At 60.3% G+C, this 15008-nt stretch carries 10 protein-coding genes and 2 pseudogenes; 5 read left to right on the top strand and 7 right to left on the bottom strand.

The window, feature by feature from the left end:
• Positions 1–21: 21 nt before the first annotated feature.
• Positions 22–246, bottom strand: a complete 225-nt coding sequence (locus AB4N43_RS28590) for a hypothetical protein (RefSeq protein WP_059182710.1) — start codon at positions 244–246, stop codon at positions 22–24.
• A gap of 226 nt (positions 247–472) precedes the next feature.
• Entirely contained in the window at positions 473–2728 is a 2256-nt protein-coding gene (katG, locus tag AB4N43_RS28595; RefSeq protein ID WP_460152467.1) for a catalase/peroxidase HPI, read from the bottom strand.
• A gap of 512 nt (positions 2729–3240) precedes the next feature.
• Here katG and AB4N43_RS28600 point away from each other — a divergent pair.
• Positions 3241–3612: a hypothetical protein gene (locus AB4N43_RS28600; protein WP_460154240.1), complete on the top strand. Its 372-nt coding sequence runs from the start codon at positions 3241–3243 to the stop codon at positions 3610–3612.
• A gap of 104 nt (positions 3613–3716) precedes the next feature.
• On the opposite strand, the gene AB4N43_RS28605 is transcribed toward AB4N43_RS28600, so the two are convergent.
• Complete coding sequence (locus AB4N43_RS28605) at positions 3717–4577, bottom strand: CAP domain-containing protein (protein ID WP_460152469.1); 861 nt, start codon at positions 4575–4577, stop codon at positions 3717–3719.
• A 219-nt stretch (positions 4578–4796) separates the two neighbouring features.
• Here AB4N43_RS28605 and AB4N43_RS28610 point away from each other — a divergent pair.
• Together AB4N43_RS28610 and AB4N43_RS28615 are read left to right on the top strand one after the other, a co-directional pair.
• A pseudogene (locus tag AB4N43_RS28610) lies at positions 4797–5504 on the top strand (MCP four helix bundle domain-containing protein); the annotation flags it as partial.
• 309 nt (positions 5505–5813) lie between these two features.
• Positions 5814–6410: pseudogene (locus AB4N43_RS28615) on the top strand (methyl-accepting chemotaxis protein); the annotation flags it as partial.
• 130 nt (positions 6411–6540) lie between these two features.
• Here AB4N43_RS28615 and ilvD read toward each other — a convergent pair.
• Both ilvD and AB4N43_RS28625 read right to left on the bottom strand, forming a co-directional pair.
• A complete protein-coding gene (gene ilvD, locus AB4N43_RS28620) occupies positions 6541–8223 on the bottom strand; it encodes a dihydroxy-acid dehydratase (RefSeq protein ID WP_460152471.1) in 1683 nt (560 codons plus the stop codon).
• A gap of 66 nt (positions 8224–8289) precedes the next feature.
• Positions 8290–9186, bottom strand: coding sequence for a LysR family transcriptional regulator (locus AB4N43_RS28625; protein ID WP_194940279.1), 897 nt, complete (start codon positions 9184–9186; stop codon positions 8290–8292).
• A 128-nt stretch (positions 9187–9314) separates the two neighbouring features.
• Here AB4N43_RS28625 and AB4N43_RS28630 point away from each other — a divergent pair, with 128 nt between their 5' ends.
• Positions 9315–10643 carry an MFS transporter gene (locus AB4N43_RS28630; protein WP_460152473.1) on the top strand — a complete coding sequence of 443 codons (1329 nt, stop codon included), beginning with the start codon at positions 9315–9317 and terminating at the stop codon, positions 10641–10643.
• A 75-nt stretch (positions 10644–10718) separates the two neighbouring features.
• Here the strand turns inward: AB4N43_RS28630 and AB4N43_RS28635 are convergent, their stop codons facing one another.
• Positions 10719–11570, bottom strand: a complete 852-nt coding sequence (locus AB4N43_RS28635; protein ID WP_027924678.1) for a hypothetical protein — start codon at positions 11568–11570, stop codon at positions 10719–10721.
• Positions 11571–11800: 230 nt separating this feature from the next.
• Here AB4N43_RS28635 and treS point away from each other — a divergent pair, with 230 nt between their 5' ends.
• Entirely contained in the window at positions 11801–13867 is a 2067-nt protein-coding gene (treS, locus tag AB4N43_RS28640; RefSeq protein ID WP_059182715.1) for a maltose alpha-D-glucosyltransferase, read from the top strand.
• Here treS and AB4N43_RS28645 read toward each other — a convergent pair.
• A complete protein-coding gene (locus AB4N43_RS28645) occupies positions 13845–14975 on the bottom strand; it encodes an acyltransferase family protein (RefSeq protein ID WP_460152476.1) in 1131 nt (376 codons plus the stop codon). The genes treS and AB4N43_RS28645 overlap by 23 nt on opposite strands.
• Positions 14976–15008 lie beyond the last annotated feature (33 nt).

Raw genomic sequence — 15008 nt, forward strand, 5'->3', positions numbered from 1 at the left:
AAGCGGTGCAAAAGCGGTTAATCAATAACGCTGATACTTCGAACCGAATTCAGGACGGTTTTCAGCGACGTAGAGTTTGCTTGGCTGGCTGTCTTTGTGATCAAGACCGACCGTGTTCACGTTCAGTGTCGCCGGTTGGCTGACCTTGACGGCGGCGACAACCTGCGAAGTGGTATGCGGGGCGGCGATAGCGGACGTAGCGCCAAGGACCGACAGGGCGAAACCAAGACCGATGATGCTTTTCATGATGTTGCTCCAGAGTGGGGGAAGAAGATGTGGCCACTGTAGTGCTGGAGCCCGGTAATGAAAAAACACCCTTGGGCATAGTCGTTATCGAGAGCGTTGATCCCTGGTCAGCGAGGGGGCGAGGCTTTTTAACCTCATTCCTACAGGGGATCTTTGTTGTTGTGTCGATCTGCACCGAATCAGGCCACCCCGGCCCTTGTCACCGGGTCGGGGTGGAACAGGTGCTTCACTTCACATCAAACCGGTCGAGGTTCATCACCTTGGTCCAGGCCGCCACGAAGTCGTTGACGAACTTCTCCTTCGCGTCGCTGCTCGCATACACCTCAGCCAATGCTCTTAATTGCGCATTCGAACCAAAGACCAGATCCACCCGCGTCCCGGTCCACTTCACTTGACCGGTTTTGCGATCCCGGCCTTCAAACTCTTGAGCCGCTTCGGAGGTCGGTTTCCATTCCACGCCCATGTCGAGCAGGTGGGTGAAGAAGTCGTTGGTCAGCGCTTCCGGTTGCTGGGTGAACACGCCGTGCCGGGTTTGTCCGACGTTGGTGTTCAACACACGCAGGCCGCCGACCAACGCGGTCATTTCTGGCGCGGTGAGCGTCAGCAATTGCGCCTTGTCGATCAACAAGTGCTCGGCCGGTACGCGGTAGTTGGTTTTCAGGTAGTTGCGGAAGCCATCGGCAATCGGTTCGAGGAAGCCGAAGGATTCCACGTCGGTTTGCTCTTGTGAGGCGTCCATCCGTCCTGGCGTGAATGGCACGGTGACGGTGTGCCCGGCATTTTTTGCGGCCTGTTCAACGCCGGCGTTACCGGCCAGCACGATCAGGTCCGCCAGCGAGACTTTCTTGCCGGTGCTGTTGAACTCGTTCTGGATGCTTTCAAGTTTCGCCAGCACGTTCGCCAGTTGTTCCGGCTGGTTGGCTGCCCAGAATTTCTGCGGGGCCAGACGCAGGCGTCCGCCGTTGGCACCGCCGCGTTTGTCGGAGCCGCGGAAGGTCGAAGCCGCCGCCCAAGCGGTGGACACAAGCTGCGAAACCGACAGGCCGGAGGCGAGGATTTTGCTCTTGAGTGCGGCGACATCGCTGTCGTTGACCAAGGCATGATCGACCGCCGGGATCGGGTCTTGCCACAGCAGTTCTTCGTTCGGCATTTCCGGGCCGAGGTAGCGGGAGAGGGGGCCCATGTCGCGGTGGATCAGCTTGAACCAGGCGCGGGCGAAGGCGTCAGCCAGTTGATCGGGATTGGCCAGGAAACGCCGGGAAATCGGCTCATAGATCGGGTCGAAGCGCAGGGCCAGGTCCGAGGTCAGCATGGTCGGATTGCGCCGTTTGGACGGGTCGTGGGCATCCGGAATGGTGCCGGCACCTGCACCGTTTTTCGCCACCCACTGGTTCGCCCCGGCGGGGCTTTTGCTCAGTTCCCACTCGAAGCCGAACAGGTTTTCCAGGTAGTTGTTGCTCCATTTTGTCGGCGTGGTGGTCCAGGTCACCTCCAGGCCGCTGGTGATGGTGTCCGCGCCTTTACCGGTGCCAAAACTGTTCTTCCAGCCAAAGCCTTGCTGTTCGAGACCGGCGGCTTCGGGCTCGGCACCGACATTGTCGGCAGGTCCGGCGCCGTGGGTTTTACCGAAGGCGTGCCCCCCCGCGATCAGGGCTACGGTTTCTTCATCGTTCATCGCCATGCGGCCGAAGGTTTCACGGATGTCCTTGGCTGAAGCGACGGGATCCGGATTGCCCTCAGGGCCTTCGGGATTGACGTAGATGAGGCCCATTTGCACGGCCGCAAGCGGGTTTTCCAGATTGCGGCCCTGTTCGGTGCGGCTCTCCTCGTTTTCTCCCGGTTCAGCCACGAGTGGGCCGTCGCCGGGTTCTTGCATGGGCTCGTTTTCTTTGCCATAGCGGGTGTCACCACCCAGCCATTTGTTTTCGGAGCCCCAGTACACGTCTTCGTCCGGTTCCCAAACGTCGGGACGACCACCGGAGAAGCCGAAGGTCTTGAAGCCCATGGACTCCAGCGCGACGTTGCCGGTGAGTACGATCAGGTCTGCCCAGGAAATGTTGCGGCCATATTTCTGCTTGATCGGCCAGAGCAGCCGGCGTGCCTTGTCGAGGCTGACGTTATCCGGCCAGCTGTTGAGGGGGGCAAAGCGTTGCTGGCCGGAACCGGCGCCACCGCGACCGTCACCGGTGCGATAAGTACCGGCGGCGTGCCAGGCCATGCGAATGAACAGCGGCCCATAATGACCGAAGTCGGCCGGCCACCAGTCTTGCGAATCGGTCATCAGTGCCGTGAGGTCTCTTTTGACCGCGGCAAAGTCCAGTTTTTTGAACGCTTCACTGTAGTTGAAGCCCTCGTCCAGCGGATCGGACAGGGACGAGTGCTGGTGCAGGATTTTCAGATTCAGCTGGTTCGGCCACCAATCGCGGTTCGTCGTGCCACCGCCGGCGGCGTGGTTAAACGGGCATTTCGATTCATTTGCCATGTGCGAGCTACCTTTGGTCGTGTTCATCCGGGCTATCCGGCCCTTTGTGGGTTCTGGAATAGCGACGAGCGAAAGCAATGACACAGGCTGCTGGGCCAGCAGTTCGATTCACTGATTGTTTTGATCACACGGCTATCGGTACAGAAAAAAAGAGGTGCAATCACGGTGGCCCACGGCAGGCTTAGTCATGTTTCTGACTCATTCCTGTCTCCTTATCAGCTCAAAACCGGCCGGCTGACGCCAGCGCTGGAATAAGGTTAGACGCCTATCTGCAAGTCAGCTAATAGGTGGAGTATTCGGGGCTGATAGGTAAAAGCTTTTATGGGAGGCATCGGAATTGACCGGGGCTGATGGTCCCATCGCGGGTAAGCCCTGCGCCCACAAGGGTTGAGTAAGGCCCGAAGGTAGCTGGCGCCTTGGAACCACTGCTGCACGGGCGAATCAATTTGATTTGTAGAAGCATCATTTGTAGGCTCCGCCACTTTTATCTCGATCATCACAAGGATTCCTCCATGGGATTGAGCAAACGCGACCAGGCTCACATCGAACGCCGTCTGGTCGCCACCCTGAGCGATGCCTGTGAAACCGCCAAAGCGGAAGTCGTCGGGTTTGATTGGCTGACCCATGTAGTCGATTACACCGTATTCCCTTCAAGCCTCAGGGTGATCTGGGTTTTTGACACTCAGGCTAATAAGGATCAGGCGTTGGCCGGCGGGCAAGGGGAGCGCATGGTCGAACTGACAGCGATGGCTCTGAGCGACGCGGATGTCATCGTCAAACCGGTATCGGCCCATGTGCAGTTCGATTCTGAAGAGCAATGTCAGCGTGCCAATGATGGCAATTGGCAGCAGCGTCTGGCGCGCAAGCGTTCAATGCGAGGTTGAGCCAGGAGCCCGTACCCTGCAGCCCAAGTCAGAGGCGCGATACGAACTTCTGTTTCAGTGTGTGGGTGATGTGCCTGCTGAAAAAGCGGCAGGCATGACCCCGGTCATTGCGCCCCGAACAGCATCGTCCAATACACCCCCTCATCACTGCGCGCATCCGCTGCATACGCCGCGCCGACCTGAGTAAACATCGGGTTCATCAGGTTCGCACAATGCCCGGGGCTGGCCAGCCACCCGGCCATCGCCTTGCTCGGTGAGCTCTGCCCGGCGGCGATGTTTTCGCCGATCTGCCTGCCACGGTAACCGGCGGCCCTCGCGCGATCCGCGGGCATATCGCCGTTGGGGTCGCGGTGGGCGAAGTAATTGCCGTAGGCCATGGCCTTGCTGTGGCCTTGTGCGGCGGCACCCAAAGCAGCGTTCCAGCTGAGCGGCCGCGCGGCAGAGAAGCGCTGGCCGCCACACATCCGCGACTTGGCCCGCGCGGCGTTGACCTGCGCCAACAACGCTTTGCTGACGGCGCGTGTATCGCCGACCTTGCGGTCGAGCACCGGCTGCGCGAGCACCACTTGCCATTCACTTCGGGCGCGGCTGACACCAATGTCGGCGTACTGGCCGTCCAGCAGCGCCCCGCAGTAATCGTCCTGAAGCCTGTCAAACGCTTCATCGGCATCCTGCGCGCCGACCACCCGTATGCTGCGTACGGTCACTGCTGAATAGCCGGAAGCCTTCAGCCGATCGCGCAAACCGCCGCCATAACCGATGGGCAATGCCAGGTTGGAATTCAGCGCCAGCGGTGCCAGGCGTTGTGCCGGGCGCCTGTCGCAGCGCTGGGGATGGGCACGGTAATCGTTGATCGCCGCCACCAGTTGGCGTTCGCCATTGGCATGAGCGGGGGAGGCAAATAGAGCAAACACAGGCAAAAGACACAGCGAGGCGCAGCGCAAGGCGAGGACGGTCGGGTGCATGAGGCGGACAGCTCTGATCAGAGACGACGGTAAGTGGGATTTCAAGGCGCCTGTATGACTGGGGTTTTGAGACTAGGTTCAGGAAGGAGGGGCGCAAAAACAGCGGCGTTGCCTACCGCGTGTCGCAAAATGCGAAAAGTGCCGGTCCTGCCTTAAATATGTGGCGTTTGCAGTCGATAGCGTTTTCATAATGCCGACGTGCCAACAGAGGGCTGCACCATGTCTATAAAACTCCGTTTACTCTTGTTGATTGGCACCAGTTTGCTGACCGCGCTGATCGTCAGTCTGGTCAGTTACGTGGGCAACACACAGATGGCTGACGCAGTGAACGAAAGCGAGGTCAGCATGACGGCGCTGCGCAATCACCTCGAAGCCGACATGATGCACGACGCCCTGCGCGCTGACGTGCTGTCGGCGATGCTGGTGGGCTTGGGCAAAAGCACCAGCAGCAAGGCTGACGTCCACAGTTCCATCGAGGAGCACGCAAAGCATTTTCGTGACGTGCTGGGTGAAAACCTCAAGCTGCCGGTCAACGACACTCTCAAGACTGCACTGAACAAGGTCAAACCGAGCCTCGACACCTACATCAGCGCCGCCGAGCGTATCGTTGGCCTGGCGCTGGAAAATCCTGAAGCTGCGCAAAAGGAACTGGGCACTTTCAATACCGCGTTCAGCCAACTGGAAGACCAGATGGCGGCCCTCAGCGAGTTGATCGAAACCAACACGCAGCAGACCAGCCAAGGCACGGCGCAAGTCATCCACAGCGCCAACTTCACCCTCGGCGTGGTGCTGATCGCCAGCCTGGTGTTGCTGTTGATTCAGGGGCGCTGGGTGATTCTGAGCATCATGGGGCCGTTGCAGACCGCCAGCCGGATTGCCCAAAGCATCGCCCACGGCAACTTGAGCGAACCGATTGTCGAGCCGACACAAAAGGACGAAGCCAGCGCGTTGATCCGCAGCCTGGCGACCATGCAGCGCGATCTGCGGGGTATGATCGAGGTGGTACGCAGCAATGCCCATGGCGTCAGCGGCATGAGTGATCAACTCAGCAGCGGTTGCCATCAGGTCGCTGACAGCAGTCAGCAGCAAAGCGCCGCCGCCAGCACCATGGCCGCCGCCGCCAGCGAAATGACCGCCAGCATCGAGGAAATTACCCGCCACGCCGAACGCGCGCTGGACATGGCCAACCAGGCCGAGTCACTGGCCAAGGATGGCGGTCGGGTGATCCATCAGGTTGTCGAAGACATGGACGGCATCGCCCGTTCCGCGCAGCAGTCGGCTCAGGTGATTCGTACGCTGGACAAGGAGTCGGAAGGGATTTTCAACATCATTCAGGTGATCAAGGGCATCGCTGACCAGACCAATCTGTTGGCGTTGAACGCCGCCATCGAAGCCGCCCGTGCCGGTGAGCAGGGCCGTGGCTTTGCCGTGGTCGCCGACGAGGTGCGCAACCTCGCCGGCCGCACCAGCGCCTCCACTCAGGAAATTGCCAGCATGGTCGCGCGCATCCAGCAAAGCACCCGCGAAGCGGTAACCAGCATGGAAGCGGGCGTGGCGCAGGTCGACAAAGGCATGGCCGTGACCGCCGATGTTGAACGGGCGATTCGTGAAATCCTCGACGCGACACTGAGCACCACGCAACTGGTCAACGACATTACCCGCACCATCGGCGAGCAAAGCCTGGCCAGCAACGAAATCGCGCATCAGGTGGACATGATTGCGGGGATGTCGGAAGGCAACAGCAAGGTGATTGGGCAGACGGCGTCGACGACCGATGAGTTGTCGAGTCTGGCGGGGAAACTGTCGCAGTCGGTGGATCGGTTCAGGCTTTAATTGATGGTGTCTGTATAGACGCCATCGCGAGCAGGCTCACTCCTACATGGGTTTTGTAAACGCCCGAGATCCAATGTAGGAGTGAGCCTGCTCGCGATGGCAATAGCCCAAACAAAACAAATCCAAAGCCCTAAAGATACTTATCCGTCACAGCCCCTTCCGAAGCGCTCGACACGGTTTTGGCATACTTCGCCAACACCCCACGCTTGTACTTGGACTCGGGCCGCACCCAACGGGTCTTACGCTCGGCCAATACGGCATCGGAAACATCCACCGTAATCAGCCGGGTTTCGGCGTCAATGGTGATCCTGTCGCCATTCTCAACTAACGCAATCGGCCCACCCTCAAAGGCCTCCGGCGTGATATGCCCCACGACAAAACCGTGCGAGCCACCCGAAAAACGCCCATCTGTAATCAACGCGACTTCCTTGCCCAAGCCTTTACCCATCACCGCCGAAGTGGGCGACAGCATCTCGCGCATACCCGGACCGCCCTTGGGCCCTTCGTAGCGGATCACGATCACATCGCCCGCCTTGACCTCGCCATTGAGAATCCCCGCCAGCGCGCCTTCCTCTCCGTGATAAACCCGCGCCGTGCCTTCAAAGCGCAAACCTTCCTTGCCGGTGATCTTGGCCACGGCGCCGGTGGGTGAGAGGTTGCCGTGCAGCACCACCAGGTGCGAGTCCTTCTTGATCGGCGTGTCGAAGGGCTGGATCACGTCCTGGCCTTCGGGATAGTCGGGCACGTCTTTGAGGTTGTCCGCCAGGGTCTTGCCAGTCACCGTCAGCACATCACCGTGCAGCATGCCGGCGGCGAGCATGCGTTTCATCAGCGGCTGGATACCGCCAATGGCCACCAGTTCACTCATCATGTATTTGCCGCTGGGGCGCAGATCGGCCACCACTGGCGACACTTTGCCCAGCTCGACGAAGTCGTCCAGGGTCAGGTCAACATCCACGGCATTCGCCATGGCCAGCAGGTGCAACACGGCATTGGTCGAGCCGGCGAGGGCGATGACCACGCGGATCGCATTTTCAAAGGCCTGGCGGGTCATGATGTCGCGGGGTTTGAGGTCCAGCTTGAGCAGCTCCATCACTTGCTGGCCGGCGCGAAAACTGTCTGAGGCCTTGTCAGTGCCGACCGCGTCCTGAGAACTGGAACCGGGCAAACTCATGCCCAACGCTTCAATGGCCGAGGCCATGGTGTTGGCCGTGTACATCCCACCGCAGGAACCGGGGCCGGGAATCGCCACTTCTTCAATCTGCTTGACCTGGATCTCGCTGATATCCCCCCGTGCATGCTGGCCCACGGCCTCGAACACGGAAATGATGTCGGTATGGCCCGCGCCGGGACGAATCGTGCCGCCATACACGAAAATCGACGGACGATTGAGCCGTGCCATGCCGATCAGGCAGCCCGGCATGTTCTTGTCACAACCGCCGACGGTCACCAGCCCGTCAAAGCCTTCGCAACCGACCACCACCTCAATCGAATCGGCGATCACCTCCCGCGACACCAGCGAATACTTCATGCCTTCGGTGCCGTTGGCGATGCCGTCGGAAATGGTGATGGTGTTGAAAATGACGCCTTTGGCGCCCGCCGCGTTGGCGCCTTTTTCGGCCTCAAGGGCGAGCTTGTCGATGTGCATGTTGCACGGCGTGACCATCGCCCAGGTGGACGCGATGCCGATCTGTGGCTTCTTGAAGTCGGCATCGGTGAAACCCACGGCGCGCAGCATTGCGCGGGCGGGCGCGGCTTCGACGCCGTCGATGACCTGGGAGGAGTATTTGCGCAGATCGTCTTTGTCGCTCATGACTTTTGCTCACATCAGCAGACCGTATCGGCAAGGATTGAAGTCTAGACCCGGGTGCGGCAAAAATCAGTTCCCCTGCGCGCACACCTCACGAACGCAGTCGCGCAACCACCGATGCGCCGAGTCCGCATCCATGCGCGGGTGCCAGAGCATGGAGATCGTGATCGGCGGCGTCGGGATCGGCAGGGAAAAACTGTGCAACCCCGCGCGCAGGTTTTGCGTGTGCCGTTCGGGGACGGTCGCGATCAGGTCCGAGGCGCGGGCCAGTGCCAGTGCCGCGGAAAAACCGCCGACGATGGTGACAATGTCTCGCTCCAGCCCCAGTGATTGCAACGCCTCATCCATCGGCCCGCGGTCCCGCCCACGACGCGAGACCAGAATGTGCCGGCCAGAGGCGTAACGGGCGGGGGTGATCTCGCCTTCGCTCAACCCATGTCCGGCGCACGTCACGCCGATAAAGCGGTCCTGAAACAACGCACGGGTGCGCACTTCGGGGCTGGTGGTGTCGCCGACCACGCCGGTTTCCAGATCGACGCTTCCATCGCGCAGCAGCGCGCTGTCCTTGTTGAGTTTCTGCAGGAAGTGCAAACGCACGCCGGGCGCTTGCTCGCTGAGACGGGCGATGAGTGCCGGGCCGAAGTTTTCGACGAAGCCGTCGCTGGTGCGCAGGGTGAAGGTTCGGGTCAGGTGCTTGAGGTCGAGTTGCTCGGCGGGGCGCAGTACCGCTTCGGCGTGCTGCACCAATTGGCTGACTTGTTCGCGCAGTTCCAGCGCTCGCGGTGTCGGCACCAGCCCACGGCCGGCGCGCACCAGCAGCGGGTCGCCGGTGGTTTCGCGCAAGCGCGCCAGCGCACGGCTCATCGCCGACGGGCTCAGGCGCAAGCGTTGAGCGGCGCGCGCCACACTGCCTTCGGCGAGCAAGGCATCAAGGGTAATCAGCAGGTTCAGATCGGGCGTGGTCATGGCTGAACGTTAGCACGACTTGGCGGTGGCATGGCGTTGTGTGCAGGTATCAAGTGCAAACGCTGCGTCTTCCGCCATGCCAGCAGCGCGCTTACGCTGAAAGCCAATCTTTCAGAAGGGGCCTGCCCATGAAAACCCTCACGCCATCCACCCCGGTCCGCTGGGCGCTTGCCAGCCTTTCGCTGTCAATGTTGATGCCTTCCCTCGACACCAGCATCGCCAATGCCGGATTGCCGACGTTGGCTCAGACCTTTGATGCAGCATTTCAAGATGTGCAATGGATTGTCCTGGCGTATCTGCTGGCGATCACGACGTTGATTGTCAGCGTCGGGCGGCTCGGTGACTTGATCGGGCGCAAACGCTTGTTGTTGGGTGGGATCGTCATTTTCACCCTGGCTTCGCTGGCCTGTGGGCTCGCGCCTTCGCTGGGCTGGCTGGTGGCGGCCCGTGCCGTGCAAGGTCTGGGCGCGGCGATCATGTTGGCGCTGACCGTGGCGTTTGTCGCGGATACGGTGCCGAAAGCGCAAACCGGCAACGCCATGGGCTTGCTGGGGACGATGTCGGCGATGGGCACCACGCTGGGTCCTTCGTTGGGCGGTGTGCTGATTTCCGGGTTCGGCTGGCAGACGATTTTTCTGGTCAACGTGCCGTTGGGTGTTTTGAATGTTGTACTCGCTTACCGCTGTTTGCCGGCGGATCGGCCGGTAGCTCGGCGTAGCGCTTTCGACTTCCCCGGGACGCTGCTGTTGGCGCTGACGCTCGGTGCGTATGCGCTGGCCATGACGTTGGGTGAAGGGTGGGTGCTGCTGATTGCTGGTATCGGTGGTGGGGTTTTCCTGTGGGTCGAGGCGAGATCCACGTCGCCCCTCATCAAGCTGGCGATGTTCCGTGAACGTGGGCTGAGTGCGAGCCTGGCCATGAGCGCCTTGGTGTCGACGGTGATGATGTCGACGCTGGTGGTGGGGCCGTTTTATCTCTCGGGTACGCTGGGGCTGAACGCCGCGCTGGTCGGGTTGACCTTGTCGGTCGGTCCGCTGGTGGCGGCGCTGGGCGGGGTGCCGGCGGGGCGTCTGGTGGATCGATTCGGGGCGCAGCGCATGACGGTGTTCGGGCTGGTCACCATGGCGTTGGGCGCCGGGGTGTTGGCGATTATGCCGGTGGGTTTTGGTGTGCCTGGCTACGTCGTTCCCATCGCGGTGATCACGGTCAGTTATGCGCTGTTTCAGGCGGCGAATAACACCTCGATCATGACCGGTGTCAGCGCCGATCAGCGCGGGGTGATTGCCGGGCTGCTCAGTCTGTCGCGCAATCTGGGGTTGATCACGGGGGCCTCGGCGATGGGGGCGGTGTTTGCCGGTAATGGCATGCGGGTGACGTTTGCGGTGGCGGCGGGGTTGATTGTCCTGGCGCTGGTTATTGCATTGCCTGCCCGCAAACGCCAACTCGCCGCTGCCTGAATATTGCAGCCGCCGCAGTCCCTTGTGGGAGCGAGCAAGCTCGCACCCACAAGGGACTGCGGCGGTGCGAGGGGCTCAGGAAACCTGTGTTTGAAGCTTGGCCAGGATCAGGGCGGCCGGATCGTCAGTTTTGCCATCGTCGGCTTTTTTCTGGTCCGACCCATCCGTCACCACACCCGCGAGAATTTCAGCCAGGTTGTGAAAATGCCCGGACTTTTTCTCGGTCGGATCCGAACCACCACCCTGGTTCAACGCCGCTTCCAGCGACAAGTGCTGGGTCAGCCATTGCGGCGTGTTCTTTTCCTCGGGGCTCATGTTGTCGAGAAAATCCAGGGCCGCATGGGCACGGGCGACCGGGTCGTTGGCGAACGGGTCTTTCCAGTTTTTTTCCTGATCCGCCGGGCCGCTGTAATAACCGGTGGCGAGACGGCCCTGCTGGCGCATCAAGGCCTGGGCCGAGGCTTGTTCATCCGCGGTGAACTTGCCGCCTTCATTGGTGGCGACGGCGTTCAGCGAGCGTCGATCAAGGTCGCCGAACAGCGCGTTACGGTCTTCATCGGTCTTGGCGTACGGCTTGCCGCTGGCGGTCATCTGCGCGTATTTTTCATCCATGCGCTTGCGCGCATCGGCGGCGACTTCCGGGAAGGTCTTGTCCTTGGAGCTGGAGACCGCACCGGGCTTGGACGCACCCAATACCAGCGCATCGGCATTCATCCCCGCGCGCACCGGAAAGTACGGCGCATTGCCGACGATCGAGCTGCTGTAATCGGTGGAGGTGCTGGAGAGGCTCACCGAATCGGTGTTTGAGGCCTTGGCCTGCGCCGTGTCGTCTTGAGCGACCGGCTGCCGGGCAGTGGCAGACTTCGAATCGACGGCCGCCGCGTAGGCTGACATCGCCGCATTCGTTGAAGTTGAAACAGTGATCATTGTGCTTCCTTGGCGAGGAACGCTCGCAAGTGAGAGCGATAAGACGCTCGATGCCGGACACCGTACGCCGTATCCATGACGCTTTCATTGTATCGGCGGCGATACCTTCTACTTGAAAGCGCTCGCCGGTCAATGCAACGAATCCCGCCACAGGGCCTCATATAAAAACGAGCGACGCCCTATGAACACGGGCCTCGCGCCTCTGACTTCAATGACAGGTGATTGTTTTTATGACCGCAGCGGACAAGAACCATGTGATCTGGCTGGTTGAACAATCCATGCTGCACGCCGCCCGGCAGCGGGCCAGGCTCTATTCCGGGCAGGGCCGCTTGTGGCAACAACCCTATGCGCATACCCGGCCGCGCGATGCGTCGGCGTTGGCGTCGGTGTGGTTCACGGCGTACCCGGCGTCCATCGTCACCCGGGAGAACGGCACCGTGCTGGAAGCCCTGGGCGATGAAACCTTGTGGCATGCGCTGTCGAGAATCGGCATTCAGGGCATTCACAATGGCCCGCTGAAAATGTCCGGCGGCCTGACGGGCACCGAACGCACGCCGACGATTGACGGCAATTTCGACCGCATCAGTTTCGACATCGACCCGCAACTGGGCACCGAGGCGCAGTTGCAGGCGCTGGTGCGCATGGCCGCCGCGCACAACGCGGTGATCATCGATGACGTGATCCCGTCGCACACCGGCAAAGGCGCAGACTTCCGTTTGGCCGAGATGGCGTATGAGGACTATCCCGGCCTCTACCACATGGTGGAAATCCGCGAAGAAGACTGGCCGCTGCTGCCCGACATCGCTGAGGGCCGCGATGCGCAAAACCTCAGCCCGTTGCAGGTCGATGTGCTCCGCGACAAGCACTACATCGTCGGCCAGTTGCAGCGAGTAATTTTCTTCGAGCCCGGGGTCAAGGAAACTGACTGGAGCGCGACACCGGTTGTGGTGGGCGTCGACGGCAAGCCGCGCCGCTGGGTCTATTTGCATTACTTCAAGGAAGGGCAGCCCTCGCTGAACTGGCTGGACCCAACCTTCGCCGCGCAGCAGATGATCATCGGCGACGCGCTGCACGCCATCGACGTGATGGGCGCCAAGATCCTGCGTCTGGATGCCAACGGTTTTCTCGGCGTCGAACGCAAACTCGACGGCACCGCCTGGTCGGAAAGCCATCCGCTGTCGATCACCGGCAATCAGTTGCTGGCCGGGGCGATCCGCAAGGCGGGCGGCTTCAGTTTTCAGGAGCTCAACCTGACCGTCGACGACATCGCCGCCATGTCCCACGGCGGCGCGGATCTTTCATACGATTTCATCACCCGACCGGCCTACCAGCATGCGCTGCTGATGGGCGATACCGAGTTCCTGCGCCTGATGCTGCGGCAGATGCACACCCTCGGTATCGACCCCGGTTCGTTGATCCACGCGTTGCAAAACCACGACGAACTGACCCTGGAACTGGTGCATTTCTGGACGCTGCATGCCCACGATAACTTCCTCTATCAGGGCCAGACCTTCCCCGGCAACATCCTGCGCGAGCACATTCGCGAGCAGATGTATGAACGCCTGGCCGGGGAACACGCGCCGTACAATCTGAAGTTCGTCACCAACGGTGTGTCCTGCACCACCGCCAGCATCATCACGGCCGCGCTGGGGATTCGTGATCTCGACGCGATCACCGCCGAGGACATCCAGCAGATTCGTCAGGTGCATTTGCTGTTGGTGATGTACAACGCGATGCAGCCCGGCGTATTCGCGTTGTCTGGATGGGATCTGGTCGGTGCGCTGCCATTGCCGGCCGAACAGGTCGCGCATTTGATGCACGACGGCGACACCCGGTGGATTCATCGCGGCGCTTATGATCTGGTCGACCTCAACCCCGAAGCAGAACTCTCGGCCGGGCAGATGCCGCGACCGAAGACGTTGTATGGCAGCCTGACCAGCCAATTGAAGGATCCGGATTCGTTCGTCTCGCAACTCAAGCGAATCCTCGCCGCACGCCGCGCCTACGACATTGCCGCCAGTCGGCAGATCCTGATTCCGGATGTCGAGCATCCGGGGCTGCTGGTCATGGTCCACGAATTACCAGCCGGCAAAGGCACGCAAATCACTGCGCTGAACTTCGGCTCCACGCCGATCACTGAAACCCTGCACCTGCCCAACATTGCGCCGGGGCCGGTGGTCGACATCATCAATGAGCGGGTGGAAGGGGACCTGACGCCTGAAGGGGAATTCACCATCACGCTGGATGCGTTCGAAGGATTGGCGCTGCGGGTGGTCAGTGCTTCGCCGATGATTTAGGGATTGGCTCGGTCGGTTTTGCGTCCGCTTGACGCTCAACCGGCCGCAGATACCTTGGCTTATTCGCCTCGACACGCTTGAAGGAGAATGACAGGGCTTTTTTAAAGTGCCTGGCAATGGGGGTTTCTATTTTTGTGTGGATGATATGAGACGCACCGATCATCAACGCGATAGTGCCCCAGAGCAGGACGTGCGGGTTTACCGCCGGATAGGCGATGTTGAAGATCATGAAGCCGATCATTTGATGCAGCAGGTATAGCGGGTAAGTCAGCGCACCTAATGCCGTCCAGTTGAAGGCTCCTACGGCTGCTGTCTTGTTGGTTGCCACCAGGAGGAACGTCATGAAAAACAGGATGATCATGCTGCAGACGATCAGCGGATCGAAGTCGGTTGGGTATTTGGTTTCGAGCAATTCGGCCCATACGACGGCGGTGAAGCAGGCCAATGCCAACGCGCCTGCCAGGAGCAGCACGCGTCTTTTGGTGAACCCCTTGGCCCAGATCATGTAGAACGTCGCACCCGCGATGAAATAGGCGGCGTAGTCGGTAATTAATGTCGAGCGCAACTTTTCAAAGGCGAAGACTTCGGCACCGGCAGAGATCAGTAGCCAGCACACAAGAAAGGTTTCTATTCTTTCTATTTTCTTGAAGGCCAGGAGAATGGAGATCATCAGGTAGAACTTTATTTCTACAAACAGCGACCAGTACACGCCGTCTATCGGCTCGACGCCCACAAAGTCGCCCAGCAACGTCATGTTAATAATGTATTGATAAATATCAGCGCTGTAGCGCGGCTGTCCGATGGCCAGCGTGACTAGAAAAGTCAGGGTGCAGCACACCCAGAAAGCAGGGTAGAGGCGAATGGCGCGGGAGATGAAAAACGCTCTTAGATTATTGCCCGACGCGGTCATCAGAATGACGAATCCGCTGATCATGAAAAACAGTTCGACGCCCAAGTAACCGTATTTGGCAGGCTCTGCCAACAGCGGATAGGGCATTTCAGACATGTCGCCTTTTGCATACCCGCGAAAAGCATAGTGAAAAAACACCACGGCGAGCGCTGCCAGGAAGCGCAGCAAATCCAGTTCATTCAGCCGGCGTTTGATCACGTACACACTCCAGATGGATTGGCGCTGATTGAC

The organism is Pseudomonas sp. S2_B07, from assembly GCF_054668435.1.

What these genes read in the sequence shown, in the direction of transcription:
- ilvD (WP_460152471.1), bottom strand. Translation starts at nt 8,223, where the DNA reads ATGAGCGACAAAGACGATCTGCGCAAATACTCCTCCCAGGTCATCGAC.
- katG (WP_460152467.1), bottom strand. Translation starts at nt 2,728, where the DNA reads ATGGCAAATGAATCGAAATGCCCGTTTAACCACGCCGCCGGCGGTGGC.
- treS (WP_059182715.1), top strand. Translation starts at nt 11,801, where the DNA reads ATGACCGCAGCGGACAAGAACCATGTGATCTGGCTGGTTGAACAATCC.
- AB4N43_RS28630 (WP_460152473.1), top strand. Translation starts at nt 9,315, where the DNA reads ATGAAAACCCTCACGCCATCCACCCCGGTCCGCTGGGCGCTTGCCAGC.
- AB4N43_RS28625 (WP_194940279.1), bottom strand. Translation starts at nt 9,186, where the DNA reads ATGACCACGCCCGATCTGAACCTGCTGATTACCCTTGATGCCTTGCTC.
- AB4N43_RS28635 (WP_027924678.1), bottom strand. Translation starts at nt 11,570, where the DNA reads ATGATCACTGTTTCAACTTCAACGAATGCGGCGATGTCAGCCTACGCG.
- AB4N43_RS28590 (WP_059182710.1), bottom strand. Translation starts at nt 246, where the DNA reads ATGAAAAGCATCATCGGTCTTGGTTTCGCCCTGTCGGTCCTTGGCGCT.
- AB4N43_RS28605 (WP_460152469.1), bottom strand. Translation starts at nt 4,577, where the DNA reads ATGCACCCGACCGTCCTCGCCTTGCGCTGCGCCTCGCTGTGTCTTTTG.
- AB4N43_RS28600 (WP_460154240.1), top strand. Translation starts at nt 3,241, where the DNA reads ATGGGATTGAGCAAACGCGACCAGGCTCACATCGAACGCCGTCTGGTC.